Raw genomic sequence first — 24,616 nt, forward strand, 5'->3', positions numbered from 1 at the left:
TCCTTTTTCGACTTATTTACTTGTTCTGTTCCTGTTGTTCCTGAAGCCGTTCGACCAGTCGTCCCACATAGCTTTGCAGACGACGATTAACCTGATCATTCTTCACAGGCAGCTTATCGATCTGGTCCTTCACAGCAGCGACCTTTTTGGGTCCCAGCTTATCCAGTCCATTCAGCGCCAGCATCGCGACATAGAGTCCATCTTTCTTCTGATTCGCGAGGGAAATCAGTTTATCGACGCCGGCGTTGACATCCTGCTGATTACCATAACGTCCCAGAGCCTCTGCGGCGATACACCGAACAGACTTCGATGAATCCTGCAATGCGGCTCGTAACTGCGGTGCGGCCTGTTGTACTGCCTGTCTGCCTCGAATCAGAAAGCCCATGGCGGCCCAGTATCGAACGACATCATTCTCATCTTTGAGGCCAGCCAGCAACTCTGCCTGCGCATTCATTTTTTGCGATGAGGCCAGATCCGCCATCGATAGAACTTCGGGCAGAGGATAAAACTCGGAATTATGTCCGATCAGATAGGGTGCCTTCCCATCAGCCAGTCGATGAATTTCAGCTTCCGGCATGAAGCCCAGATCACGGATTGCCAGCAGTTTCTGCTGCTGTGCTTTGCGGAGTTCATTCAAGACTTCCCGGTGCTCGTCAGAATCGACCAGGTTTTTGACTTCATCCTGATCATTCTGCAGATCGTAAAGCTCTTCAGATGGCTTCGTTTCCCAGAAATATGTTTGAGGTGGCACAAGTTCGCCCGCATCATACATGCGTTTCCAGACCTGAGTGGTCGGAGTCTGGAACATATAATTCAGGTACTGGCCATATTCCTTGTGTGGCATATAGTTGCGGATGTAAACATAACGCTTGTTACGCACAGAACGTACAAGATCGTAGCGTTCATCCATTCTGCCCCGAAACCCGAACAGGTAATCCTGTGGCTTGGTTTGATGTTGTCCCAGGAAAGCAAATCCCTGCATATGTTCGGGGGGCTCAATTCCAGCCAGGCTTAACAAGGTGGGTGCAAAATCAACAAAGCTGACCAGCCGATCTGACTCTCCATCAGTCCGATAATCGGAAGAAGCCAGACTGCGGAACTTAGGAGGAATGTAGATCACCAGTGGCACCTGCAGCCCCGAATTATAGGGCCAGCGTTTGCTGCGGGGCATTCCGGAACCATGGTCGCCGTAATAAAAGATAATTGTATCATCGGTCAGACCGGCTTCTGCCAGTTCCTTGAGATTTTTCCCCACCAGCGCGTCCATTTCCGTTATACGATCGTAGTATTGCGCCCAGTCGTGACGCACTTCCGGCGTATCCGGATGATAGGCAGGGACTCGTGCTTTCGCGGGATCGTGAACCAGCGTATGGGGCCGGTTTCGGATTTTACTCTCATGACTGATGGTGTGATTAAAGACGGCAAAGAAAGGTTGTCCGGGCTTACGATTTTTCCAGTGTGCCTTCCGGCTGGATTCGTCCCAGATCTTTCCCACAGATTCGACGTTATAATCTTCCTTGCTGTTATTGGTGCAGTAATAACCGGCTTTACGCAGGTACTGTGGATACATCAGAAACTGTTTCGGAAGCTTGACCATACTTCGCATATGTTCTGCCCCCAGGCAAGTCGGATACATCCCGGTTATCAGCGTGGTCCGGGCTGGAGCGCAGACCGGGGCATTCGACCAGCAATTGAGATAGATCGTTCCCCGCGAAGCGAGTTTATCGATATGGGGAGTTTCCGCGTATTCATCCCCATAACAGCCGAGGTGGGGACCATTGTCTTCACTGGTAATCCACAATACGTTGGGGCGGACTGTGTTAGAATCCGCTGCAGATAACGTGGTGACGGACCCCAAAACCAGAGCCAGCACCAACGCATTGATTATCATTTGCTGAGCACTTCTAAGCTGCATTGATCTCACTTTCAATTCTAAACCGATAAAACAGACTCCCCACCTTCAGAGAGCCTGTGAATTCTTTTCTTACTGAGTTAAGTAAGATATCACGATAAAGACTGCCGACTACTGACCACGTACATCGTAGCAGAGCAGTAGATCCTGATCGCGCAGAAAAAGCTTACCGTCAGCGACGACTGGATGCGGCCAGGCAGGCTTTCCAGTCCGTTGCGGCTGATCAAAGCGGCCTTTTTCCACATATGCTTTGGGGTTCACCTCGATAAGGGCGATGGGACCTTTCTCACTACGCATGTAAATATGGCCGTCGGCACAGGTCAGAGCCCCTTTTCCTACTGAACGGTCCTGCCAGACGGTTTCACCATTCCTGAGATTAATACATGTAAGAACGCCTGGATCGCTCGAACCATATAGATAACCGTCGATCTGGACCATTCCACCATGATGATTTTTCATGTCGGGTGTAAAGAAACCCAACTGCGCAGTGACCCGATTCTGGGCAGCAGATAACTTCAGCAGAGCCCCTCCAGTTCCATAGCCTGAAGCATAGAACACAGAACTCATCTCAGGATAAAACACAGGTGCAGAACAATTCGCAGTCTTATTCGCCGCCCGATCATTGCCCCAGAGAGGCGTTCCGTTTTCGGCTGCAATTCCCATGACTCCTGAGTGGGTGAAATTCACGTATTGTGCGACTCCTCCGACATCAATTTTGATCGGTGAAGCGTATCCAGCCTGTGGATTGGAGGGCACTGCCGATTTCCAGATCAAACTGCCATCCTGCTTCTTCAGTGCAACCATGGTCGCGCCCTGTCCTCCCGGTGTGCAGATCAGCTTATCGCCATCGATGAGAGGGGATTCACTGATCCCCCAGACGATATTTCTGGCTGAAAACTCCTGCAGAATATTCTTTGACCACTCGAGGTTTCCATCCCGTACGGAGAGGCAGGCAAGATTCCCATTCGCTCCCAGGGCGTAAACCAGGTTGCCATCAATAGTCGGAGTGGAGCGTGGTCCATTCCCCTGATTATTCTGAAAGATCGGTCCATTGGGCTGCGACCAGACAATTTCCCCCGTATTCAGATCGATAGCAAACACTGTCTCTTCGTTGGCTTTGGTTCCCATGGTAAAAACCAGATTGCCACTGAGTGAGACGGAAGAATATCCTTCGCCCAGCCCGCGAGCAGTCCATAGAAGTTTGGGTGGGTTTTGGCTCCAATCCTTCATCAGCCCAGTCTCTGTGGAAATATTAGCTCGGTTCGGACCTCGAAACTGCGTCCATCCCTGATTTCCTGCAGGACTGGCGTCAGAAGCAGCTGCCTTCTGACTGGTTTTCATTTCTTTACGGGGACGTTCCACCGGGGGTTTTGTTTTGGGTTCCAGAGACTCTCGAACTGAAAAACGAGTAATCTTGCCAGAACTGTCAGTAAAAACGGTGGCTCGCTGTCCTGTTTTGAACTGATCAAAGGCGGCATTTTTCCCGTTGAAAGTAATCGGAATCGAAGCAGGGACGGTAAAACTTTTTTCTTTTCCACCCGAAGTTTTGATTACCACCTGTTGTTGATCAGCAGAGATCGACTGGATTTCCCCACTGAAAATCGCTGCAGCAACCCGAGATTCCAGCAACATCAAATTGAACAGACAACACACCAGACTAAACAGACAGATCGATCGCATGAGAAACCTCTTTGAATCGGGAGAAAGCGTCTGACTTCCGTTTGCACTGCTGACCAGCAGGCAGGATCTTGTATCGATTGTACTGAAATTAATTCTCGGTATGAAGCAGGAAAGCAGATTTGTCCATGAATGGCAGCCTTTTCTGACGGCCCTGTAGGGCACAGAACAAATGGTCCCTTTCAGTCAGCAGGTTTACCCGAAGCAGGCGCTATCTGCAGTAAAAGATCAGCAACAACAGGGCGATGATCCGAGTACCAGGTCCAGCGATTTTCAGAAGAACTTACCTGGAAAAACGAATTGACCCAGATCCCATCCAGATCCAGTACAGGCAAGGGCAGAGGCCAGGTCGCATTATAACCCTCACCGGCATCTTCGAATGAGTTTCGACAGAGTTTCCGCAGTGGATTGAAATGGACGGAGTCTGCGGGAGTATTGAAATCTCCCAGTATTAAAACAGGATTTTCTTTCTGCTGGGCAACTTCCTCTGCGAGCTTCTGCAGTGCCTCTTTGCGGGATCTGAGAATATCGCTGTTGATATCCACCAAGTAAACCACAAAAGCTTCTGAAACCGGGGAAGCCCCAGACTGCGACACATCAGCCTTAAGATTAATTTTGAGATAACGCCCCATCCAGCCGAAGTTCCCGGATTCGCTCGCGGTCGTGGGGAGGCGAGACAAGAGCATAAAACCATTTTTTCCAGCTTGAAAACGGTACCCCGGAAATGTGTTTTTCCAGAACTCCTGATCCGTGGATGAATAAGATTCTGCTTCCACTAATGCCACCAGATCTGCATCAATCCGTTTGATCTCCTGAACCATATTTTCAATGCTCCAGAGCTGATCTCCAACATTCCAGAACAGTACACGCAAAGGCATTGAATCCGCTTCCAGCACATGCTTCGGAGTGTGATGCTTCTGAAACTGTTTCTGATAGCACCACGCGCCGGTTAGTGCACCCATCAAGAGCCAGATCAGAGCCAGACGGTACCAACGAATCCAGAGAGTCAGTAGAGAAAGAAAGACCGCCCCTGTGCTTATCAGAATCAGGGGAGAGATATAGAAAATCAGAGTAGAAATCGTCCCCCCCGAGTCCCGGACTGTCAGGCGTACGATCAAGGCTAAAACCCAACAGACTGACATGACAACAGCCAGAGGTTTCATCAGCCATATTCCCCTGCGGGCTGGTCTCCCAGGCTCTGACTGACCTTCACCATCTTGCTCAACGAGCTTTTCTGAGTTCATGTTTACCTGTTATTCCTGACAACACCAATAGATCGGAAAACAAATTCAACTGATTCTGTAATTCTGATTCTGGATGAATTCCCTGGAAATATGTTATTATCACGCAACAGATGACATCATGTAACGTGTCAACTTCGACCTTTTTGTACCAGAGGGATTATTACAAGATGAGCCAAACCCCCGAAGAGCGAATTCAGGAACTGGGCCAGACTCTGCCAACTCCGCCAAAGGCTGTAGGATCATACATTCCCGCCACCCAGTTTGGAAATGTGATTGTCACCAGCGGTCAGCTTCCTTTTATTGGTTCAGATCTGATGTTCAAAGGGAAAATCGGTGGGGACCATCTACATGAAGATGACGGGGCCAATGCTGCCTGCCTGTGCCTGATGAACGCCCTGGCGCAGGTTAAAGCCGTGGCGGGAGAACTCTCCCGAGTCAAACGAATCATTCGCCTGGAAGGCTATGTCCATTCTGCACCGGGTTTTGATCGTCAGCCTTATGTTTTGAATGCCGCCTCTCAGCTTCTGACCGATATTTTCGGTGATCAAGGCAAGCACACACGTGTCGCTCTGGGGATTGCGGAGATGCCCCTGGAAGCTGCGGTGCAACTGGCGCTCTGGGTTGAAATCGAATAATCCCCTCAATCTTTTGACCGCCTGCCCGAATGAAGTTCAGTGCGATTGCTAAATGGAGTGAGCACAATGCCACGAACTGATATCGATTTTTCTTTCCGAAAGTCTGTTCCCACTTACTGGTTCCTGAAGTGGGGAGGGTTGCTGCTGCTCTGGACACTATCTTTGCCGGGGCCCTTGTCTGCACAGTTACCCAAAATCTCGCCAGGCACAGCCAAAAAACAGGATAGTCAGTCTCGAGAGGAGCCAGACAGCCGCGATTCTGCAACTACAGAGCAGGGGAGTTGGACCTCGTTTCTGGGAAATCAGCGAAATGGGATATCCGACGAAACCGGACTGAATGTGAACTGGAATGCGCACAAACCGTCTGTCCTGTGGCGGGAACCGCTGGGAGGTGGATACTCATCCATAGTGATCGCCGACGGGAAACTCTGGACGATGGCGACCCACCTCAATCATGATTACATCATTTGTCTCGATGCCCTGTCTGGTAAGAAGCTCTGGTCAACTCGAGGTGCCCCCACCTACCTGGATCATCAGCGTCAGGCCCGAGGACCGCGGTCTACACCTACCTGGCATGCAGGAAAACTCTACTGCCTGCTGCCTGCCGGTGATCTTCTCTGCCTGACCGCAGACACAGGGCGCATTCTCTGGAAAATCAATATATTTGATATCAGTGGTGCGCCGCGACAGGAGCAGAAAACCATCTATTACTGGGGGATGTCTGCTTCACCTCTGATAGAGGGGGATCTGGTCATCCTTCAGCCGGGCGGATCTGCCAATAATTCGGTGATCGCCGTCCACAAGGACACAGGCAAGCTGGTCTGGTCTGCTGGAACTGACCCGCCGGGCTATGCTTCCCCCATCGTGATTGAAGCCGAAAACCAGCGACAGATTATCGTTCCCACTGGACAATCCATTCTCTCCCTAAATCCGAAAGAAGGTAGCCTGCTGTGGCGGGTTGTTTGGGGAAACAAATACAACTGCAACTGTGCCACTCCCGTCTGGAATGAAGATTCCCTGTTTATCTCTTCCGCGTATGGGACAGGCAGTATGCGGTTTGCTCTGATTCTACAGAACGAGGAACTCCGCCCCATCTCGCGGTGGAAGAACCTGTCCATGCAGAATCAGTTTGCCACCAGCATTATCAAAGATGGGTATATCTATGGTCCCCACGGAGATCTGGCGACAGTCACGTATCGCTGCCTGGATCTGCAGCGAGGGGAGGTGCAGTGGAAATCACGGCGAGTGGGAAAATGCACCCAGATCGCAGCTCAGGGTCATTTAATCTGTCTGACAGAGCAGGGAACCCTGGTGCTGATCGAAGCGAATCCCACCGAATATCGGGAAAAAGGGAAATTGACCGGCTTACTGGAATTCAAAGCCTGGGCTCATCCGGCACTCGCAAATCACAGACTCTATCTGCGTGATGAAAAACGAATTCTATGCCTGGATCTGAAAGAAAAATAGCCGCGAGGAATCAGGCATCCTTCACGGCAATGTAATGTCACGCGGTAAATTTAACTTACTTTTCAGCAGTCTGTGTCTCCAGAGATTTTTGCAGCTGCTGCAGTTTTAACTGCTCCTGAGCTACTCGTTTTTTCTGAGCTTCCACCCGCTGCTTGATGTTGGCGTCATTACGAACACTGTTCTCCTTCGGCAAGGGGCGTTGTTGCCTGGGCAGAACTCTCTGTGGCGGATGTCGTAGTTTTTCCAGCGCCACTCTGTTCTCCGCTTTGACTCGAGACAGGATTTGATCTGCTTCAAAAATCGTTCTGCGGGCTTCCTGGAATACGGCTCGTCTGTCGCCGTCTTTACCGAACAGCGCCTCCTGATCGCGGAGCTCTGCATTGTCCGAGTTATCGATATCGTTTTTGGCGCTCATTAATGCATCGTAAAATGCACGCGTGAGTCCTTCTTTCAGATCGTCCCGATCCAGGTCTGAGTAATCGGTACCCTTTGAATCAGGCGGATTTAACTGAGCATTCCTGTTTTGTACATCAACTTTAGGCTTTTGTTCTGCAGAGCTGAATCCCACCATCGTGACATAAAACAAGCCCATCACAACAGTCAGTATTGCAAGTCGTTTCATCGGTCTGCCTCATCTCTGGTTAAAGTCACAAAACAGCCACAGGCTGTTTATTCATCAAATTTATTATATTCAAACTATTCACTTTATTTCAATCTTTTTACCAATTAAAGCAAATCAATTGAAAAACATGACGTAAAAAAAGCCTGTGTCGGAAACACAGGCTTACTGATATCTCAAAGATCGACTGGATCAGGAGTTAATCGCATTGATCGCATTTGCCAGATCCATCAGCTCATTGATCAGGGCACTTCGTAAAGTTGTCAGGCCAGCAATTGCCCCGATCCCGATGATCGTGAGGAGCAACAGGTATTCAATGAAGATAGAACCACGGACTTTACGTTTCCATCGCTTTGTTTGTGTCCGGATTATTTTTAACACAGGATGCCCTTTCATGAAGTTCAGATAGAAATTCCTCTACCCGTACAAGAGCATACTTTGTACCAAATATCCTAATTTTTACACCTTACCCGGATCACACTTGAAAACGCCTTAAATGGCCCTAAATCAAACAATTTCAGGTGTTTGAATCTGTGAGTTCAAAGCGGTTTTCCCATCAGAGCGTTGAATCGCATTAACAATGATTAGCAATGCAAACCAGAAATGTTAACGTTCAGATACAAAAAGTGCCGGTGAGCAACCAAAGAGGCGTATAGAAGCCTGGTGTAAAGCAGGCGCGGCGAGCACTGACTCAGGAATTTAAGGCACTGAGAGCGGAAGCACGATCAGGGAATGTTTCCCAGAGCTGATCCAGATGAGTGACTTCCAGAACCTCTGTACAGTATTCACTCAGACCGCAGATACAGAATTTGCCGCCCTCTCGATGATTGAGACGATTCCACATCCGGAAGATGACTTCAATGAAAGCGGAACCGAAGAAGGACGTATGAGAGAGGTCGAGAACAACCACTGGAGGGGACGCTGTTTCAGCAACCTGCAATAACACATCGGTTAAGGCATCCAGTCTTGGCTCATCCAGATTTTCGTACTCTGGACCCAAAGCCACAACTGTGACCTGACCTTCTTTGACTATTTCCGGTGGGTAATCTGCAGGCATAATTCAGCTGTCAACAAGATCATCGTTGGAGAAAGCCCGGATTGAGAAACCAATCGAGCATCAAAGTAACCTACACATAGTAATCCAAATCAGTAACGTGTCAACCAAGAAATCCGATTCCGGGAGTAAGAACTATTGACGCAAGTCCATTCCGAGTGAATATTTACCAACACTCCTCGACCATCGCAGCTCTCCCAGTCTCATAGAAGGGAATCGACGGAGTCCTCGCGACCGTTATTGATCATTTTTCCATTCCTGAAGCCGAGCCTTCAGTTTGATTTTTTTATTGTTTCGCAAGACCACTAATTCAACCTCGTCTCCGACTTTATGCATCTCCAGGGCATCCAGCAGGGAATTGGCATCCGTAATCGGAATTTCATCCAGTTGCATGATCAGGTCGCCCAGATGCAGATTACCTGAATCATCGATCCTGATTTCTTTAAGACCAGCTAAGTCTGCAGCGCCCCCCTCCATAATACTCTGAACCATAACACCCGAGACATCTTTGGGCAGAATCTGATTGATTTTGAGTTTACGAATCACGAAGTCATCAACCCCTAGGAAATTTAAACTGGGAGTCTGAATGAAGCCAAAGCGGATCAATTGGGGGACAAAGCGACTGATCAGATCGACGGGGACAGCATATCCAATGCCCGCATAGACATGAGACGAGCTGTAGATCGCGGTATTAACGCCAATCAGCCGTCCTGAACTGTCCAGCAGAGGACCTCCTGAATTACCAGGATTAATGGCTGCGTCTGTCTGGATCACATTGCGGATCGATCTGCCTGTCACTGAGATGATCTCTCGGCCCAGGCCACTGATTATTCCCGTCGTCAGAGTCTGATCCAGACCAAAAGGATTCCCGATGGCAAGCACTGTCTGTCCAACCTGCAAATCGCCGGAATAGCCTATTTTAATCGGTTTGAGCTGATCGCGTGGCGCGTCGATTTTCAGAACAGCCAGATCTTTGGATGGGGCGATGCCGACAAGTTTCGCATTCCAGGTTGTATTATCTGCCAGTGTGACCGAGTACTCATCTGCCTTCTGAATCACATGAAAGTTCGTGACGACATGTCCCTTACGATCCCAGATGAACCCGCTCCCCGACCCCTGCGACGGGGTTTGAGGATTCATACTGAACTGGTCCATCGGCGATGCAAGACCGACAGTGCGAATATGCACTACTGAAGGAGATGACTCCTTAAACAGTTCGATCGTTCTCAACTCAGACTGCGTCAGATCTGTCCGTTCCCGGACTCGAAAATCCGGCTGACCATAATACCGCTTCAGCAATTTGAAGGTCATAAAGACAATCAAAATGGTGAGGATCAGGATCAACCATTTCTGAATCAGCGAAGATTTACCGGAAGACCCCGAGTAGGCAGACGGATGTTCTGAAGGCATGACCTGTTTTTTCAAATGAAAATTAGCAGCAGGATTCCAGGTACAGATAACACATTATATCTATATCCGGATAAAACCTTACAGTGAATTCTGTTCCCGGTTTTCGTTACTGGAGTCGGGCAGCGGCCGAATTGAGTTCACTGATCGCTTTAATAAAACGCTTCTTCAACTTGGGAGACAACTCTGCAAACGAGGATTGTACTTCCGGAGTCAGCATTTTATGACAACGTTCCACCGCAGAACAGATGCGTTTTACGGCTTGTTCCGGAGTAATTTCCGGTTTGGCAACAACTGCAGTCTCTGATCCAGATCCCTTGGGAGCAGGGGAGGCCGCCCCTGAACGGAAGGGGCTGTATTCACCGCCGGAGCCTGAAACATCTCTGGCATGCCCTGCGACTGTCGCTGCTGCATCGGATGGTTCGCGCGATCCCGGTTCCATCCCGGCCCGCTCCATCTGCTCGTATTCGGAGGGATCTCTGACAGAAATTGGCTCATCTGAAACGAAGGTGACTTCTGCGTCTGAGGGATACTCTTCGAACGGCTCTGAAATGGAGAGATCTTCACCGTTCACTGCCCGTCGCCAGGCTTTCAGTTCTGCAACAGTCGCCTGGTTTTCTTCGGCCCACTGGAGACACTCAGGAGCATCATCCCAAGTCAGAGCAACATAGTAATGGGACCATTTCAGATTCGAATACTGATCTTTCACATCGCCGAAGGTCTCCCAGACACGTCGACGCTGATAGATCTGATCGCCACTCAGCCCAACCATTGCTCCAAAATCGGCATCGGTTCTGCCTTTGGCATACTTTTCCGTCCACTGGGCGGCGCATTCGCCAATGACCCAGCTGCTGTCGCTCAATGCCTCACGAGCACGGTCAATCAGTTGTTCTTCTGTCAGTTTTTCGGTGGATTCAGTATGTTCGGTCATTTTACTTCGCTGATTTCTGTGTAGAACTATGATTCGCATCCCGGAAAAAAGTGATCAGATCCTGAACCATTTCCGGCTGAACTGTTTCAAAATGATGAAGCGTTCAAACGCAATCCTGATGCTACACGGAATCTATTGAGAATACCACCAAGCAGACTCACTTCGTTTTCCAGAAGCAATGATCGTCAGGCGGAAATTCCCTAAAGTTTATCAGCTGCTATCTCAACTCCCTGCAATCGAGGAAGTTAATCTGGGTGAGATATAAAAAAAATTCCGATCAGCCCCCGAATGCTTGACCTAACTGCGATTGGTTATTAGGATTCGGTCAAATTCGTCTGAGAAATCGTCGAATAATGATTCTATCGCTTCTGTTGATTAAATCATTAAGACTCTGTAAGCTCCCTTCTGACAAGAGCTTATTGGTCTGAAACAGAACAATAAATAAGGCGCCGTAGCCAAGTGGTCTAAGGCGGCGGATTGCAAATCCGTTATTCCCCGGTTCGAATCCGGGCGGCGCCTCTTGAAAGAGCCTCTCCCTCAATGAGAGGCTCTTTTTTTATGCCTCAAGGCTGATTCGTAGAACCATTTGATCCCGGACACAAAAAAACCTGACAGACGGCGGCCTGTCAGGTTTTAAAAGAGTTCAGTTTCTCTGCTTCAAGCTATTCCGACTTCTGCTTAAGCTGGGCCAGTAATTCTGCATCTTTCAGACAATAGACCAGTGAAATGTCGCTGGCCATGCGACCTCTACGATCCTGGATCTGTCCGGTCAGATTCAACATTTGGTCCAGTCCAGCCTGTAATTCTCGATCAGTCTCACTCGATTTTGATTTCTCAGACTGTTTCAGTTCTGCATCTGCAGAGCGCCACATGATCCAGGCAGATGTCAGTTCATGCAAATCGGAAGTACCTCGGGGGTAGTAATCATTCATTCTTACTTCCCAGGCCTCTTGTGCATGCTTCCGACTCTGTTCGAACTTCATGCGGCTCATCCGCTCATCCTTCTGGTGACGATAGGAATTCCCCTGGACATACGCAAGCTGAGCCTGCGACAGTTCAACAAGGTCTTTTCGTCCCAGACCTGCGCCGCGTTCTGAAAGGAGATTTACATTTTCCTGGATTCTCTCCAGACGACGAATATAATCTGCCAGATTAGAAACGTTGTCTTCCTCACGATTATCAAATGAGTTCGTTTCGAGGTTCGCAACAAAAACGGCCCGGGACGCACGGCGGTATTCATTAAGGTCTGCAGCCCCTACCAAGAGTTCCTGTTTTCGCACTGAATAATACTGGTCAGAAAGACGATTGATCTCCCGCAAGGTAAAACCCATCTGGTCTTTATTTTCAGCCGCGGCTGCAATTTCGTATTGATTTTGAGCCAGAATCAAGCGGGCATGTACCACATCGCCAAACCAGCCCTGGGCCGCGGGCTGATTCATCATCTTCAGTTGTTCCACGGCTTTCTCAAGCAAGGCCTGTTTTTCTGTGAGTATTCTGACCCTGACATTCTTAGCGTCACGAAGATCAGCCACATTAATTCTCGTCTGATAGGCCACATTTAGTGCCAGTTGATAATCCGAAAGTGTCATCAACCCGCGGGAAAAAGTATCGTAACTCTGATCAATCAGATCACTGGCATTGGACTCGAACTGTCGCAGTTGTCGATTTTCCTGAGAGGAGATCCGTTTAACGACAGGAGCGGAGATTTGCGGCTTTTGGGCTGGAACCGCTGCTGGAGTAGGAGTGGGACCAGGATTCTGCTTTTCCTGCAGGGGGACCACATTCATGGGAATGAATTCCCGCCGGTTCGGCTTAGATGGAAGTCTGACTGTTTTCACTTCTGCCAAATCCAGCTCAGCTGGAGACAGTGATACTGTTGCCAGTCCTTCTTCTATCTCCAGAAAGCGATGAATACTTTCCAGAGATGTCTCCTGTTGGATGGTTGAGTTCTGTGCCGTGACGGGGGATAGAAATTCTGAAGGCTGGGGACGAAGCGCCAGACTGACGACCAGAACCAGGATGCCACAGCTCAGAAAAAAATGAGTTCGATCATTCATCAGTAAAAGAATCGCCAGAAAAGAAGTAAGCAGATCAAATCGATCTACTGTATTTGTTCAGAGCGATCCGTGCTGTAACCGACAAGCTTCTCCTTAATCCTGTCTATCGACCGAACCCAGCCTTTAAGATTCCGAATTCCTCATCCGGTGCTGTAATGAGCATGAGATGTATTTCTGACAGTTACCTGCAAAATGGTACGACTGGAGTAACTGGACCGGTGATGCTCTCAAGACGGTCTCATCACATTGAATTATTTCTTATGAATCCGACCTGATCAAATCATTTTTAGCAGACAGCAGAATAGGCAACATTTCCAAACAACATACCCTTAACACTATAAACACCTACTAAATAACACCTTATGCCACAGGAAGTATAACAACTCTGACATGGCTTTTAATCGATCTCCCACAACCTGAAATAACTCCTATTTCCTCAAGATTACATATTTGATTTTGGTGATAACGTTTGTTATCGTAATCCCAATATCGCAATCACTACATTCCACCCAAACACCGCAAGCCATTCCATCTTAACTATAGAATTGCTTCGTCATATTTTTGATTGCAAATAAAAATTGATTCCGGGCCATCCTCAAACTCACAGCCTGGGTCTATTTCCAAGAGAACAAAGGAGCTGTGATGCCATCTCTGGGGATTATTTATACTTTCGACTCCAAATTAGAAGCCATCCTCAAACCAGGCTTACTGCAGCAAATCCATAGCCAGGTTAGTCTGGCGAAGTCGTTGCCTGAACTAATGGAGCGAATCCAGAATGCTTCGCCGGCAACTGTTTATCTGGATTTGAGACCTCACGACTTACCCTCTGAATCCGATGATCGCAGTTCCGTATTATCGTATCTGAGAGAAATCTGTGAATTCCCAGTCAAGGTCGTGACCATTCTTGATCAGTTTCTACCCGTCGAATACGTAGAAACTGCGAATTTCATCACGGATGCTTTTCTGGAATTTCCTCCAGTGCCTGAAGAGTTAAATCTGCTGGCAGAAGAGCTCTCACAGCTTGAGCCTAAAATCATTCCAGAGAGCCTTCCTGAATCACGCCAAATCTTCGATCATCAGAAGCAGGTGACTACATATACCCCGGAAATGATCCCGATCATCGATCAAATTTCGAAGATCGCCAGACACAACGTAACTTTGCTGCTAATTGGCGAGACCGGTACCGGAAAAACAACACTGGCCTCCATGATCCATGAACTATCGCCCAGAAAGGATGAGCCCTTTCAGAACATTGCCTGCGGTGCGCTTCCTTCTGATCTGATCGAAAGCGAACTGTTTGGTCATTTGCGTGGTTCATTCACAGGTGCAGAGCGATCAAAAATAGGTCGCTTTGAAGCCGCAGGGAAGGGCACACTACTGCTGGATGAAATCGACATCCTGTCTCCCAAGGACCAGGCTAAGCTATTGAAGGTAATAGAAACCGGCCAGTTCGAGCCTGTAGGTTCAACCGAGTCCCGTATTTCTGAAGCGCGATTGATTGTCGCCGCGAATGTGGAGCTTGATGAACTGACCAGAAATAACAAGTTCCGCTCTGACCTGTACTATCGCTTGAATGTTCTTCAATTCCGCTTACCTGCACTGAGAGAACGTCCAAATGATATCATTCCCCTCTCTTTGCTCTTTATCAAGGAATGCTGTCAGCAACATGCGATTTCGGTCACGAAAATCCATCGCAAGGTCCTGGACCTTCTCAAGCAATATAGTTGGCCCGGCAACTTAAGAGAGCTCAAAAATCAGATTCAACGGGCCGTCCTGTTTTCAAGTAACGAAGAGCTGACCACACACGAATTTTCACCAAATCTGTTTCAGGAAGTCCAGCGCGATCCTCAGATTCAGTCAGTCGCTGAAGAGAATCAGACCCTGGCTGATCAGGTTGCACACAATGAGAAGCACCTGCTGCTCAAATCGCTTTCTGAGAACGGATATCGCAAAACAGCGACTGCGAAAGCCCTGGGAATCAGTCGTGTCGGGCTTTATAAGAAGATGCGTAAATATGGGATGCTTGATTCTGGCAAAACCAAGCTTCAAACGGAAAGCTAGATCAGTAACTTGATTTCTCGTGCTTCACCACGGGTAGATTTTACAGCGAGAAGTCTGGTGCAATTTCAGTTCACTCAATCAGACGACTCTACTGATTACCGCCAGTTGAATTCTGTTCCAGAACGCTCTCTGAAGTAGCACTGATGGTCTCACCGTAGGTAGAAGGTTCCAGAATCCCGCCAGGACGATGCTCGCGAATCAGAAAGTTTCGTAATTCAAGCACGGCAGGGGCAAAGAACAGGATATAAATCGGTGGTGCCATGCAGAAGATAACCGGAAACAACAGCTTGATACTTGTCTTGCTGGAATGTTCTTCCGCCCGTTGACGATACTTTCGGCGAATCCCGTCAGCAAAATCAATCAATGCAGTAGATACATTGGTCCCCAGTCTTTCTGTCTGAGAAATCATCAGAGAGAGCGTGTTGACATCAGGTGCATCGATTCGTCGGGCGAACTGCTTCAAAGCATCGGCCATGGAATTGGCATCAGCGTGTCGCCGGATGATGTCAAACTCAACAGCGATATCAGGGTGTGAAAATCGAACTTCCTCGGTAACTCGTTTCAATGCAGTACGCAAGGGCACACCACCGGTCAGACACATCATGACCAGGTCAAGTGCATCCGGAAGACCTTTTTGAATCCGGTTTACTCTACGGCTGGCCTGGTTGTGCAATACCATTCGAGGCAAACCATATCCACTGCCTGCTACCAGTAAGCCTGCTACCAGAATAATCTCGGGGTAATTAGTTCCCGGATCTGCAAGTACACATCCAATACCAGTGCCGATCAATACCATTACGATCAAAATATTTCGGGTCGCCAGATATTCAACCAAGGCGGTCGACCTGTAATAACCGGCCCGTTTCAGGTCGAGTTCAATCTTTTTGATTTCCTGATCCGACTGAGGAATTACCCCAGCCATGGCACGTTTAAACGCACCAACATGCGAGGCTGAATACGTCGAACCTCCAGAACCTTCTCCACGATTTAATTCTTTTTTTCTACCAGCACGATTTCCGGCTGCAATCGCATCCCCTACCAGGAAGAATACAAAGCAGACCAGCAAAAATGTGGCGATTGTGATGAGATCTAAAAACATGTGAGGCTCTTTAATATTTGGATCAGCTTTTCAGCAGATTGAAGTCGTAGTTTAATAGTCCGTTCTCAACAGGGCGGAGACCCAGAAAATACCGATTACTTCCAGCACAAAGGCGATCATCAGCAAAATATTACCGATCGGATCCGTATACAGATTAGAAACATGTTCAGGAAAAGCGACCAGCAGAACGACAAACGCGACTGGAGCAACAACGGTCATTAGAACGGCCGAAGCACGTCCTGCTCCCGTAGAAGCCCGCATCTGACGGCGGTAATTGATACGATCCCGGATGACATCGGCCATTCGCTCCAGGTTAGCGGGTAAATTCCCACCCGTCTTGCGATAAAGCATTAATGTGGATGTCAGAATTTTCAGATCAATGAGTTGAATTCGACTGGAGAGAGATTTCATGACTGCAGGAATCGACATATTCATGTCAAGTTGACGGGCACATCGTCTGAACTCATAGCTGAGAGGACCCCTGGTCTCTTCTCCAACAATAGCGATCGCCTGCTCCAGACTGGCACCAGCGTGCGTTGACCGAGCCAGCAGGTCGATCATTTCAGGTAGTTCTTCCTGAATTCTCTGCATCCGTTTTTTCCGGCGATGATGCAGAACAATCAGGACTGCAACCATGCCTGCACACATCCCGGCAATTCCTGCCAGTGGCAGATCGGTATAAACGAAGATCGTACCACCAATGGCCAGTCCACAGGCGACAATCATCAGGAAGGCAGAGAAGGGGGTAAACTCAGATCCATTTTCCAGAATGAGTCGATCAAAACTCTGGTCGATCTTTCCCAGCAGACTGCGGGCAGGTTCCTGGTCAAAAACGTTCGGAATTCTTCGCAGGCGGGGACGTCCCCCAAATCTACCGGAACCGGACTTGTTGACTCCAGATAAATCCCGGACGATAAGATAGACAGCCAGAACAGCTACTGTCACTGCAACAAAGCATAATAATGCTACCGATGAACTGTTCACTTCCCACTTTCTCCACTACCAGTAAAACTCAAACTCTTGTGTCAGAAACCAGGACAATCAGGCTTTGAACGTTTTTTGCTCAAAAATCTGATCGCTCAGCCTGATCCCGGATGCTTCCATTCGCTTCAGACATGCAGGTCGGTAACCTGTGGAATAAAAATGACCGATAGCGTTCCCCTGATCATCCAGGCCCGTTTGTTCGAAACCAAAGATATCCTCGACCTGGTAATCTCCCCGCTCATTCAATGCGATAATCTCAGAAACACGGGTGATACTGCGTTGCCCCCCTTTCAGGCGGGCCCCATGCAGAACGATGCCGATACCATTTGCGATATACTGGCGGATAACAGGAAGTGGCAAGTCGAAACCACTCATGGCAACCATCATTTCCAGACGAGCCAGGGCATCCCGGGTGTCATTGGCATGGATGGTCGTCATCGAGCCTTCGTGCCCGGTATTCATGGCTTGCAGCATATCCAAGGCTTCCGCGCCACGAACCTCACCGATGATGATCCGGTCTGGACGCATGCGCAGACTGTTTTTGACAAGTTGTCGCTGAGAAATTTCACCGACACCTTCGGTGTTTTCCGTTTTGGTTTCCAGACGAACCACATGCTTGTGCTGCAGCAGTAATTCCGCTGAATCCTCGATGGTAACCAAACGTTCTTCCCGAGGAATGAAGTTGGATAACGCATTCAAGAGAGTGGTTTTACCACTACCCGTTCCCCCCGAAATCAGCATGCTGATCCTGGAATCCACGACAGCTGCCAGAAAATCTACAATCTCTGGAGTTAGAGACTTTTTCTCGATCAGGTCATCAATTTCCAATGGAACAGTACCAAAGCGGCGAATGGACAGTGAAGGACCATTCAGTGCCAGCGGAGGAATGATTGCATTGATACGGGATCCATCAGGCAGACGTGCATCTACCATGGGATTCACTTCATCGATACGTCTGCCAACACGTGAGACAATTCTCTGGATAATCCGCATCAGATGCTGATTGTCAGCAAAGATGACATCTGATTCTTCGAGTTGACCATTCCGTTCGATATGAATTTCGTAGGCGTGATTCACCAGAATATCACTGATGGTCGTATCTGCCATCAGTTGATCAAGTGGTCCCAGCCCGAAGACTTCGCTCAACAGTTCGTCGAGCAACCGTTCCCGGTCGATACCTTCCAGAACAGATGCATGCTCATCACAGATTTCAGTGGCAACGGCTCGCACTTCCCCGGAAAGTTCTTTTTCCGAGATTTGAGCCAGCATTGACAGATCGAGGGAATCTACCAGCTCCTGATGAATCAGAACTTTCTGTTTCTGAAAGTTCAATTCTGCCTCTCTGTTTTCTGGAAGGTAGCTTTCGGGTTCCAGAAAAAGTTTTTTTGTGCGAAGTGATTCCATGTCGTAACCTACAGATATAGTTTCCCAGCACGATCAGTCTGGAGCAGAAACTCCTTCCTGAACGGACTTCAATAACAAACAGACTTCAAAACTGCGCCAATCACCCAGGAATTCTGAGAAATCAGACTATCATCAACTTATCGGTCGACGCTCTGATTCTTTTCTGGGTTTAAAGTCCACTGGCGGGAACAGAAATCTCCGAAGTCTTATTCTCGTCCTGCTTCATCGTTGTTGTTGCTTTGCTTGAGGGAATCACTTCTGAAGCAACAGGAGTTTCGATTGCGTCGATCCAGTTCTGGCTCTTGTAGGCACGGTTGCCTTTAAAGTGCACTGTATTCAATGAGCCCCCCCGATAGATATCCATACTGGAAACTCGCTGATTGGGGATGAATCCCAGAATGTTTGACAATGTCAGGCGATCGCTCGAACGTCCAGCAGAAACCACTTCAGTGTTTTCATTGGGGTTCCGCAGCGCCAGGCTCAGGACGCCATGATCCTCAACGACTTTGAGGACTTTGCCCTGTTCCGGTGAAACCTCAAGTGTCACAGGGTAATCTGCAGATTCTTTACTTCCCATGCCAACTTTATGTCCGGGAACAGAGGTCTGATCTACAGCCAGAACGCGTACTTTTTCGAGCAGGGTAATGGTAGTCTCGGGAATCCCATCTGTTTCGTGTGAGCGGAACAGAACATCAACAATTGCTCCAGGACGTGAGAAACCGGCCACATTCCCAATTTTGTGGATGGAAACAGTGACAGCGCGATTACCAGGCTCAAGAGTATCGGACAGTCCCGGGCCCATTCCTGTTGCATACAGATCAACTGTATGGAACGGCTCTCCGGCTTTGATTTCCGATTTCAGCACCCGGCCCTGAATAAATTCAGTCGCCATGATCCGTTGCAGCCCATTTGGTTTGAATCGCTTATCAACCTGATCGGGAAGCATCTTCAAAATGGAGATATCATCCAGAGACAATGTCTGCCCTGGCACGAGGTCTCGTGAAGCGATGGGAATGAAGACCTGCCGTGGTTTCGCTGGTGGATCTTCTGCTAACACGACAGGGCCCGGTTGCTTATGCAGGAACTGCCTCACTGTATAAGCTGCGCCTAAGCCTAAAAGAATTGCGAAAATCGCTGCCGTCATTGTTCCTGGACTAATTTTTGCCACGTTAACTTCCCTGAAATCTTCGATTTAAAAAAATTTCACTTCATCCGCTGAAGCTGTTATCTCACAGCAGATGACACATTGTTTCGATTAATTTACTGATCGTTCCAGATCAGTTTCTATTTTATTCTCCGGCAGGAGCAATTGTCAGATCCAGATCGGCAGGAGCACCGTTCAGGGGATCCGTTAACGTCCCCGTATCCGAGTCGTGATACTGACTTGTTACACCGTTGACCGTATAACTGTAAGACTGATCGATGCTCTCCAGAGCCACCGCTGTATCACCAAACTTCTGGACGATATGATCGCGTAATGTGGCAACTCCGGGAATGATGCCGATGATGAGAATCGTCAACATCAGAACTGTTGTGAATGCGGAGACATTACCTCCTTCATCCGACCAAAATTGACTTAACAGTTTCATTCCTGCTGCTATCCTGACTTTGAGAGAATGCTGACTCGTGTTTTACAAACACTGCACATATATGTGCATCTTATATGCCAATCCAGTACCAACTTCTCAAATACTGTTTATCAGGGTGTTCCCGAGTGGGCGTCCTCGGGAACCAGCCTGAAAACTCAAACTGTATCAGTACTACTCACCAACGGGAGCAGCGATTGCGACGTTGATACAAGCAGGTTCTAAGCCTGCCGTATCGACGTTGGTATCACAGAAGTCAGTCTGGTCAACGAACTGAGATCCAGATACGCTGGAAGTGTGTCCCGTTACACCAGAAAAACTGTAACTTTGATTAATGTTTGAGATAGCTAAAGCGAGGTCACCCAGTTCCTGTACGACCTGATCACGAACGGTGGCCAATCCAACAACAACCCCTAATACCAGGATCGTACCGATCAACACGAGTTCAGATGAGACAACAAAACCTGCCTCATCATTCCAGAACTTATTAAGCATGTTCATTCTAACTCCTTAAGTATCATCTAAACTGACATTGTCAGTTCTTTTGAACATTGTGATAAAAAATTGAAACAGAATTATCATGAGTCCTCCCTAAATAAACAACGGGAGAACCCTTGGCTGCTGAGCCACATGGGCTCAGATTAACAACTAAGGTGTTTCACCGGTTGTAGCTGCAATCACTGTGATGCAGTGAGCAAAGGTACCTGCGCCACCGTTGTCATCCTGGTCACAGAAATCTGTGTTGTCATCGAACAGCGACCCTGAAGTGCTGGAAGAGTGACCTGTAATACCAGAGTAGGAATAGCTCTGGTTGCTGTTGGACATTGCATTGGCAACGTCTGCGAGTTCTGCGATTACCTGATCACGCAGCGTGGTCAAACCGACAATCATGCCGAGAACCAACACGGTAGCGATCAGCACAAGTTCTGTTGAAACGACGAAACCAGCTTCATCATTCCAAAACTGCTGAAACATCTTCATTCGTACTCCTCACATTAATCAGATGGTTAATGCATACTGAATGCGTCACAAGATCATGTGACTGTAAACAATCCAGTAAATTAACTTGTCTGCATACGCCCGGCGCAGACGTTGCGAAGATACAGCAGACCATGTGCCACTTTTACCACACATGCATATTTTTCTTATTTTCACACCAGGTCGTAATCCGTGCATTTTTCCAATGACCGGTTTTTGAATCACTCCTGCGCAATCCGTTAGTTTCAGCACAATTCTCTTTTCTGTTAGTTTTCCTGATATTTACAGGCAAACGTCACTTGGCAGGTGATACAGCAAATGAAAGTGTTTCCGCTGGTTAACACTTTAAACAGCGATGTAACCAGAGGTGCACAGCACGTGTTAACCATGTTTCTAGCGAAGATTGGGCTAGAGCCTGTGGGAAAGAACAGCGCAGAATGCAATACAGAGATTTGGATGGCCTACCAAAGCGACAAGATTCGTCAATCTTTGGTTAGCGGAGGCAGTGCGACCTGAGCCGGGAATTTACCTCTCCACAAAGCCAGCGCTCTACCAGCATGGGACAGGAAGGTGAAGCTGTTCTTAATCTCGGTTTCCGGCATCTTTTCGATGGTTTCTACCAGCCATTTTCCTGCCTTTTCCAGCGTTTCAGCAGGAGGAAGCACCTCGGCAGGAGCCAGTGCCCACCATTCCATGGCATGACCAGTCGCCAGCACCCGCCGCGCTCGTGGTGTGAATTTCTGCTCCGTCGAGAGATCCAGCTTGGTTCCATCCCAGTTTTTATCCCAGAAGCCTTCTGGTGACTGCGATTTCACCAATCGATCCGTGATACTCTTCAGATAATCTATGATCTTCATTCGTCCTGCGTCTGACAGAATCGGAGTCTGCTCATCCACGCGCAAAATCATAACCAGTGCATGTAGTCTATGATTTCCATAGCAGACTCCCTGAGTCGGCTTTTGCCGCATGATTCGGTCGCTGATTACGTCGAAATTGATCCGCTGACCTTCGCTGGTCACCCAGCTTTGAGGGTGATCCAGAAATAGAGCAAACACCAGTGCCGACCACTCGTATTCCACCTGATTCAGACTGAAGGACTTCAGAGATTCCTGAATCATTTCTGCCAGCGTTGTCTCTCCCTGGGCGAGGACAATTGGATAATCGACGGGGGTCCCCACTTCAGCCAGCGTGGCCAGCGTATGGTCCTCATGGCTTGAGGTTTCCAACCCTTCCTGGACGCGCGCCCGCAAACCATTCTCGTTTCGGACCAGTAGAGGCCTGGTTTTGCCCCCCCAAACCTGACCAAACTGTCGATGATCCAGGAGGATATCGCGCATCTCAATTCCTGACAGGGATTTGGGATCATCAAACACCGCTTCCAGTCCCCAGAATCGCAGCGCATGATCCACATAGTTAATGCGGGGCTGTTTACCGCGAAACTGAGGCCGCAGACGGGAAAGGACCTTCCCGAGGTCTTCATCTGAAACGATTTCGGGACGATCATATTCCGGTTTGACCGTCAAAGGATTAAGTCTTAATGCCGGCAGCTCCTTGGCCCGCTCCCAGTCCTGATAGCGTACGGCTGCCCAGCCAATCACGGCTCCCACGATCAGGATATGCAGACATAAAAATGCTGCGACTTTCAGTTTTTTATTTATTGTTGCTCGCTGTGAACTCATGGCTGATCCTCTTCTTTCGCAGCGGATTTCTGCTCAGATTCATTCTCTTTATCTATAGGTTCTGATGTTTTTGCTGCCTCAATCAGAGCCGGTTCACGCGACATGACTAATGCCAGATCATCCTCATAGACAGGACGAAAACCGTCCAGACGCCGCACCTGTTTTTCCAATGCAACCTGCTTTTCTTTGTGCACGATAAAGGTTGATACGTTGTATCTCTCTGCAACTGATTGCCAACCTCGATTCGCACGCGCTATTCCCAGATAATCTCGCCAGACGCGTGGCGGAGCCAGATGCACAGCGTTGGTTGTCATGAAGACCTTGAGATCTCTGGGGCCATCCCAAACCAGCCAGTCCCCCCACCACTGGGGGTTCCAGACCTGTTCCTGAGGTGGATGAGCCCTGAGAAACTCCGTCAGTTTGCGCGGCGTACCTTCACTGTAGACCTTGTTGATATCGCGTGGTTTTCCACCAAACAGGGGAGTCGCTATATTTGAAAAAGCGAAGCCAAACCAGAGGATCAAGACACACACCGAGGTCATAACCAGTGATCTGCGTGCCCAGAAGGAACCTGTTTTTTTCTCTTTGGAACCGGACTTCAAATACACTGGAGTCGTCCGGGGAATCACGGTTGCCAGATGATTCACCATGGCGTAGACAAAAATGACCGAAAACCAGCCAATCATCCGCACGCCCATAATCACAGACAGTGAGAGCAGACCAATCCTCAGCACATCTGCCGTCCTGACCCGTTCCCGACTATGGCGGTAGAGCCCCAGCATGAGCACCCAGGCCATACAGAACCAGATTCCCTCTGCATCCCGAAACTCCAGTGGCTCCCATTCCAGTACATCTTTGAGGTTGGGATTCCGCGGAAAGAGCAGGGAATTGAGAAACAGATCCATATGGTAAGGATTGAGTAAGGCAGTACAGACTGAAAGCTCAGTCACAATCAGCCAGCGACGAACCCACGGATCCGTGCAGACCTGAATCAGACTCTTCGTCCTCCAAAGTACTTCCAGTGCCCGTCCCAGGAACTGTAGCGCCAGTATGGCCAGACCTACGACAAAGGAACCATGCAAATTTGCCCAGCCCAGGAAAATCAGAGGAATCCCCAGATAGAGACTGCAAAGCAGGGGAGTGGGAGTTTTTCTTGCAGAGACGTCCTCGTCACCGTCAGGGGAAGGAAGCCAGCGGTCATATTTCTCAGCCCAGGCCATGACCACCAGCAGCAACGCCACGCAGAATGTTCCGAAAATTTCTGGTCGGATGATGGCAATCCGACTGGAGGAAATCAGGATCAGCAGGAATGATCCGAGCGTGCTCACCCCGACGCGTCCCGTTTTGATATAGAATGCACACCAGAACAACACGTGTGTCGCAAACACTGTCAAAGCAAAGACATGTGAAAGCCCCCGTACCCCCCAGAATTCGTAGACTTTCGCAAACAGAACCTGAGATAACCATGCCGCGTCAATACTTTTCACGCCCTCTGCCAGCGACAGGAAGGGATCATATTGAGGCAGACCTCGATGGGACAGGATCCAGTCACCGTACGAAACATGTCCCCAGATATCTGAGTAAAAGATGTGTACGTTACCGAAATAGAAGAATAACCATGCAAACCAGAGGCAGGTAATCAGATGCGACCAGCCCATGGAAAAAGTTTCTCGATAGAACTGACCTTTATCGAGTGCCGTTTCAGGCTCCAGAGTGCCAGGGGGAGAGTCGATCGACATATTTGCGTCCACTGATTTAAACAAACTCAACTGCTGAATTGATCGTTCAATTACCGGAACTTCAGAGTACAGTTCCGCAGAAA

The 24,616-nt window shown here is 48.7% G+C and carries 21 protein-coding genes and 1 tRNA gene; 4 read left to right on the forward strand and 18 right to left on the reverse strand.

The features are described from left to right. Nucleotides 1–16: 16 nt before the first annotated feature. From RID21_RS02385 to RID21_RS02395, 3 genes are all read right to left on the reverse strand, one after another. Entirely contained in the window at nucleotides 17–1,891 is a 1,875-nt protein-coding gene (locus RID21_RS02385; RefSeq protein ID WP_350187008.1) for a sulfatase-like hydrolase/transferase, read from the reverse strand. 132 nt (nucleotides 1,892–2,023) lie between these two features. After that, nucleotides 2,024–3,592 (reverse strand): PQQ-binding-like beta-propeller repeat protein, encoded by a 1,569-nt coding sequence (locus RID21_RS02390; protein WP_350187009.1) that lies wholly within the window; start codon nucleotides 3,590–3,592, stop codon nucleotides 2,024–2,026. A gap of 179 nt (nucleotides 3,593–3,771) precedes the next feature. After that, a complete protein-coding gene (locus RID21_RS02395; protein ID WP_350187010.1) occupies nucleotides 3,772–4,752 on the reverse strand; it encodes an endonuclease/exonuclease/phosphatase family protein in 981 nt (326 codons plus the stop codon). A gap of 248 nt (nucleotides 4,753–5,000) precedes the next feature. Between RID21_RS02395 and RID21_RS02400 the strand changes: the two genes are divergently transcribed. Next, on the forward strand, nucleotides 5,001–5,468 hold the full coding sequence (locus tag RID21_RS02400; protein WP_145440497.1) for a RidA family protein: 468 nt from the start codon (nucleotides 5,001–5,003) through the stop codon (nucleotides 5,466–5,468). A gap of 66 nt (nucleotides 5,469–5,534) precedes the next feature. Then, entirely contained in the window at nucleotides 5,535–6,935 is a 1,401-nt protein-coding gene (locus RID21_RS02405; RefSeq protein ID WP_350187011.1) for a PQQ-binding-like beta-propeller repeat protein, read from the forward strand. Between the two features lie 55 nt (nucleotides 6,936–6,990). On the opposite strand, the gene RID21_RS02410 is transcribed toward RID21_RS02405, so the two are convergent. From RID21_RS02410 to RID21_RS02430, 5 genes are all read right to left on the reverse strand, one after another. After that, on the reverse strand, nucleotides 6,991–7,557 hold the full coding sequence (locus RID21_RS02410) for a hypothetical protein (protein ID WP_350187012.1): 567 nt from the start codon (nucleotides 7,555–7,557) through the stop codon (nucleotides 6,991–6,993). A gap of 189 nt (nucleotides 7,558–7,746) precedes the next feature. Then, nucleotides 7,747–7,935, reverse strand: coding sequence for a hypothetical protein (locus tag RID21_RS02415; RefSeq protein WP_149345658.1), 189 nt, complete (start codon nucleotides 7,933–7,935; stop codon nucleotides 7,747–7,749). Nucleotides 7,936–8,245: 310 nt separating this feature from the next. Continuing rightward, nucleotides 8,246–8,560, reverse strand: coding sequence for an STAS domain-containing protein (locus RID21_RS02420; protein ID WP_187782252.1), 315 nt, complete (start codon nucleotides 8,558–8,560; stop codon nucleotides 8,246–8,248). Nucleotides 8,561–8,845: 285 nt separating this feature from the next. Next, on the reverse strand, nucleotides 8,846–10,018 hold the full coding sequence (locus RID21_RS02425) for a S1C family serine protease (protein WP_350187013.1): 1,173 nt from the start codon (nucleotides 10,016–10,018) through the stop codon (nucleotides 8,846–8,848). A 106-nt stretch (nucleotides 10,019–10,124) separates the two neighbouring features. Further along, complete coding sequence (locus RID21_RS02430) at nucleotides 10,125–10,946, reverse strand: hypothetical protein (RefSeq protein WP_350187014.1); 822 nt, start codon at nucleotides 10,944–10,946, stop codon at nucleotides 10,125–10,127. Nucleotides 10,947–11,391: 445 nt separating this feature from the next. Here RID21_RS02430 and RID21_RS02435 point away from each other — a divergent pair. Beyond that, nucleotides 11,392–11,465 (forward strand) — tRNA-Cys (locus RID21_RS02435). Between the two features lie 143 nt (nucleotides 11,466–11,608). Here the strand turns inward: RID21_RS02435 and RID21_RS02440 are convergent. Beyond that, on the reverse strand, nucleotides 11,609–13,003 hold the full coding sequence (locus tag RID21_RS02440) for a hypothetical protein (RefSeq protein ID WP_350187015.1): 1,395 nt from the start codon (nucleotides 13,001–13,003) through the stop codon (nucleotides 11,609–11,611). A 642-nt stretch (nucleotides 13,004–13,645) separates the two neighbouring features. Here RID21_RS02440 and RID21_RS02445 point away from each other — a divergent pair. After that, nucleotides 13,646–15,064 (forward strand): sigma-54 interaction domain-containing protein, encoded by a 1,419-nt coding sequence (locus tag RID21_RS02445; RefSeq protein ID WP_350187016.1) that lies wholly within the window; start codon nucleotides 13,646–13,648, stop codon nucleotides 15,062–15,064. Nucleotides 15,065–15,152: 88 nt separating this feature from the next. Here RID21_RS02445 and RID21_RS02450 read toward each other — a convergent pair whose 3' ends face one another. From RID21_RS02450 to RID21_RS02490, 9 genes are all read right to left on the reverse strand, one after another. Continuing rightward, on the reverse strand, nucleotides 15,153–16,163 hold the full coding sequence (locus RID21_RS02450; protein ID WP_149345654.1) for a type II secretion system F family protein: 1,011 nt from the start codon (nucleotides 16,161–16,163) through the stop codon (nucleotides 15,153–15,155). A 51-nt stretch (nucleotides 16,164–16,214) separates the two neighbouring features. After that, nucleotides 16,215–17,147, reverse strand: a complete 933-nt coding sequence (locus RID21_RS02455) for a type II secretion system F family protein (RefSeq protein WP_350187017.1) — start codon at nucleotides 17,145–17,147, stop codon at nucleotides 16,215–16,217. A gap of 57 nt (nucleotides 17,148–17,204) precedes the next feature. Continuing rightward, a complete protein-coding gene (locus tag RID21_RS02460) occupies nucleotides 17,205–18,551 on the reverse strand; it encodes a TadA family conjugal transfer-associated ATPase (RefSeq protein WP_502892602.1) in 1,347 nt (448 codons plus the stop codon). A 169-nt stretch (nucleotides 18,552–18,720) separates the two neighbouring features. Beyond that, nucleotides 18,721–19,695: a Flp pilus assembly protein CpaB gene (cpaB, locus tag RID21_RS02465; protein WP_232102275.1), complete on the reverse strand. Its 975-nt coding sequence runs from the start codon at nucleotides 19,693–19,695 to the stop codon at nucleotides 18,721–18,723. A 145-nt stretch (nucleotides 19,696–19,840) separates the two neighbouring features. Beyond that, nucleotides 19,841–20,140 carry a hypothetical protein gene (locus RID21_RS02470; protein WP_149345650.1) on the reverse strand — a complete coding sequence of 100 codons (300 nt, stop codon included), beginning with the start codon at nucleotides 20,138–20,140 and terminating at the stop codon, nucleotides 19,841–19,843. 171 nt (nucleotides 20,141–20,311) lie between these two features. Beyond that, nucleotides 20,312–20,638: a hypothetical protein gene (locus RID21_RS02475; RefSeq protein ID WP_350187019.1), complete on the reverse strand. Its 327-nt coding sequence runs from the start codon at nucleotides 20,636–20,638 to the stop codon at nucleotides 20,312–20,314. A gap of 147 nt (nucleotides 20,639–20,785) precedes the next feature. Continuing rightward, entirely contained in the window at nucleotides 20,786–21,118 is a 333-nt protein-coding gene (locus tag RID21_RS02480; protein ID WP_350187020.1) for a Flp family type IVb pilin, read from the reverse strand. Between the two features lie 479 nt (nucleotides 21,119–21,597). After that, nucleotides 21,598–22,794 carry a hypothetical protein gene (locus RID21_RS02485; protein ID WP_350187021.1) on the reverse strand — a complete coding sequence of 399 codons (1,197 nt, stop codon included), beginning with the start codon at nucleotides 22,792–22,794 and terminating at the stop codon, nucleotides 21,598–21,600. Further along, nucleotides 22,791–24,533: a hypothetical protein gene (locus RID21_RS02490; protein ID WP_350187022.1), complete on the reverse strand. Its 1,743-nt coding sequence runs from the start codon at nucleotides 24,531–24,533 to the stop codon at nucleotides 22,791–22,793. The genes RID21_RS02485 and RID21_RS02490 overlap by 4 nt, the downstream gene beginning before the upstream one ends. Between the last annotated feature and the right edge of the window lie 83 nt (nucleotides 24,534–24,616).

Source organism: Gimesia sp., assembly GCF_040219335.1.
In the GTDB taxonomy this organism is placed as follows: Bacteria; Planctomycetota; Planctomycetia; order Planctomycetales; family Planctomycetaceae; genus Gimesia.

Coding starts and splice junctions, on each gene's coding strand:
- RID21_RS02385 (WP_350187008.1), bottom strand. CDS start 1,891: ATGATAATCAATGCGTTGGTGCTGGCTCTGGTTTTGGGGTCCGTCACC.
- RID21_RS02390 (WP_350187009.1), bottom strand. CDS start 3,592: ATGCGATCGATCTGTCTGTTTAGTCTGGTGTGTTGTCTGTTCAATTTG.
- RID21_RS02395 (WP_350187010.1), bottom strand. CDS start 4,752: ATGAAACCTCTGGCTGTTGTCATGTCAGTCTGTTGGGTTTTAGCCTTG.
- RID21_RS02400 (WP_145440497.1), top strand. CDS start 5,001: ATGAGCCAAACCCCCGAAGAGCGAATTCAGGAACTGGGCCAGACTCTG.
- RID21_RS02405 (WP_350187011.1), top strand. CDS start 5,535: ATGCCACGAACTGATATCGATTTTTCTTTCCGAAAGTCTGTTCCCACT.
- RID21_RS02410 (WP_350187012.1), bottom strand. CDS start 7,557: ATGAAACGACTTGCAATACTGACTGTTGTGATGGGCTTGTTTTATGTC.
- RID21_RS02425 (WP_350187013.1), bottom strand. CDS start 10,018: ATGCCTTCAGAACATCCGTCTGCCTACTCGGGGTCTTCCGGTAAATCT.
- RID21_RS02430 (WP_350187014.1), bottom strand. CDS start 10,946: ATGACCGAACATACTGAATCCACCGAAAAACTGACAGAAGAACAACTG.
- RID21_RS02440 (WP_350187015.1), bottom strand. CDS start 13,003: ATGAATGATCGAACTCATTTTTTTCTGAGCTGTGGCATCCTGGTTCTG.
- RID21_RS02445 (WP_350187016.1), top strand. CDS start 13,646: ATGCCATCTCTGGGGATTATTTATACTTTCGACTCCAAATTAGAAGCC.
- RID21_RS02450 (WP_149345654.1), bottom strand. CDS start 16,163: ATGTTTTTAGATCTCATCACAATCGCCACATTTTTGCTGGTCTGCTTT.
- RID21_RS02460 (WP_502892602.1), bottom strand. CDS start 18,551: ATGGAATCACTTCGCACAAAAAAACTTTTTCTGGAACCCGAAAGCTAC.
- cpaB (WP_232102275.1), bottom strand. CDS start 19,695: ATGACGGCAGCGATTTTCGCAATTCTTTTAGGCTTAGGCGCAGCTTAT.
- RID21_RS02470 (WP_149345650.1), bottom strand. CDS start 20,140: ATGAAACTGTTAAGTCAATTTTGGTCGGATGAAGGAGGTAATGTCTCC.
- RID21_RS02475 (WP_350187019.1), bottom strand. CDS start 20,638: ATGAACATGCTTAATAAGTTCTGGAATGATGAGGCAGGTTTTGTTGTC.
- RID21_RS02480 (WP_350187020.1), bottom strand. CDS start 21,118: ATGAAGATGTTTCAGCAGTTTTGGAATGATGAAGCTGGTTTCGTCGTT.
- RID21_RS02485 (WP_350187021.1), bottom strand. CDS start 22,794: ATGAGTTCACAGCGAGCAACAATAAATAAAAAACTGAAAGTCGCAGCA.
- RID21_RS02490 (WP_350187022.1), bottom strand. CDS start 24,533: ATGTCGATCGACTCTCCCCCTGGCACTCTGGAGCCTGAAACGGCACTC.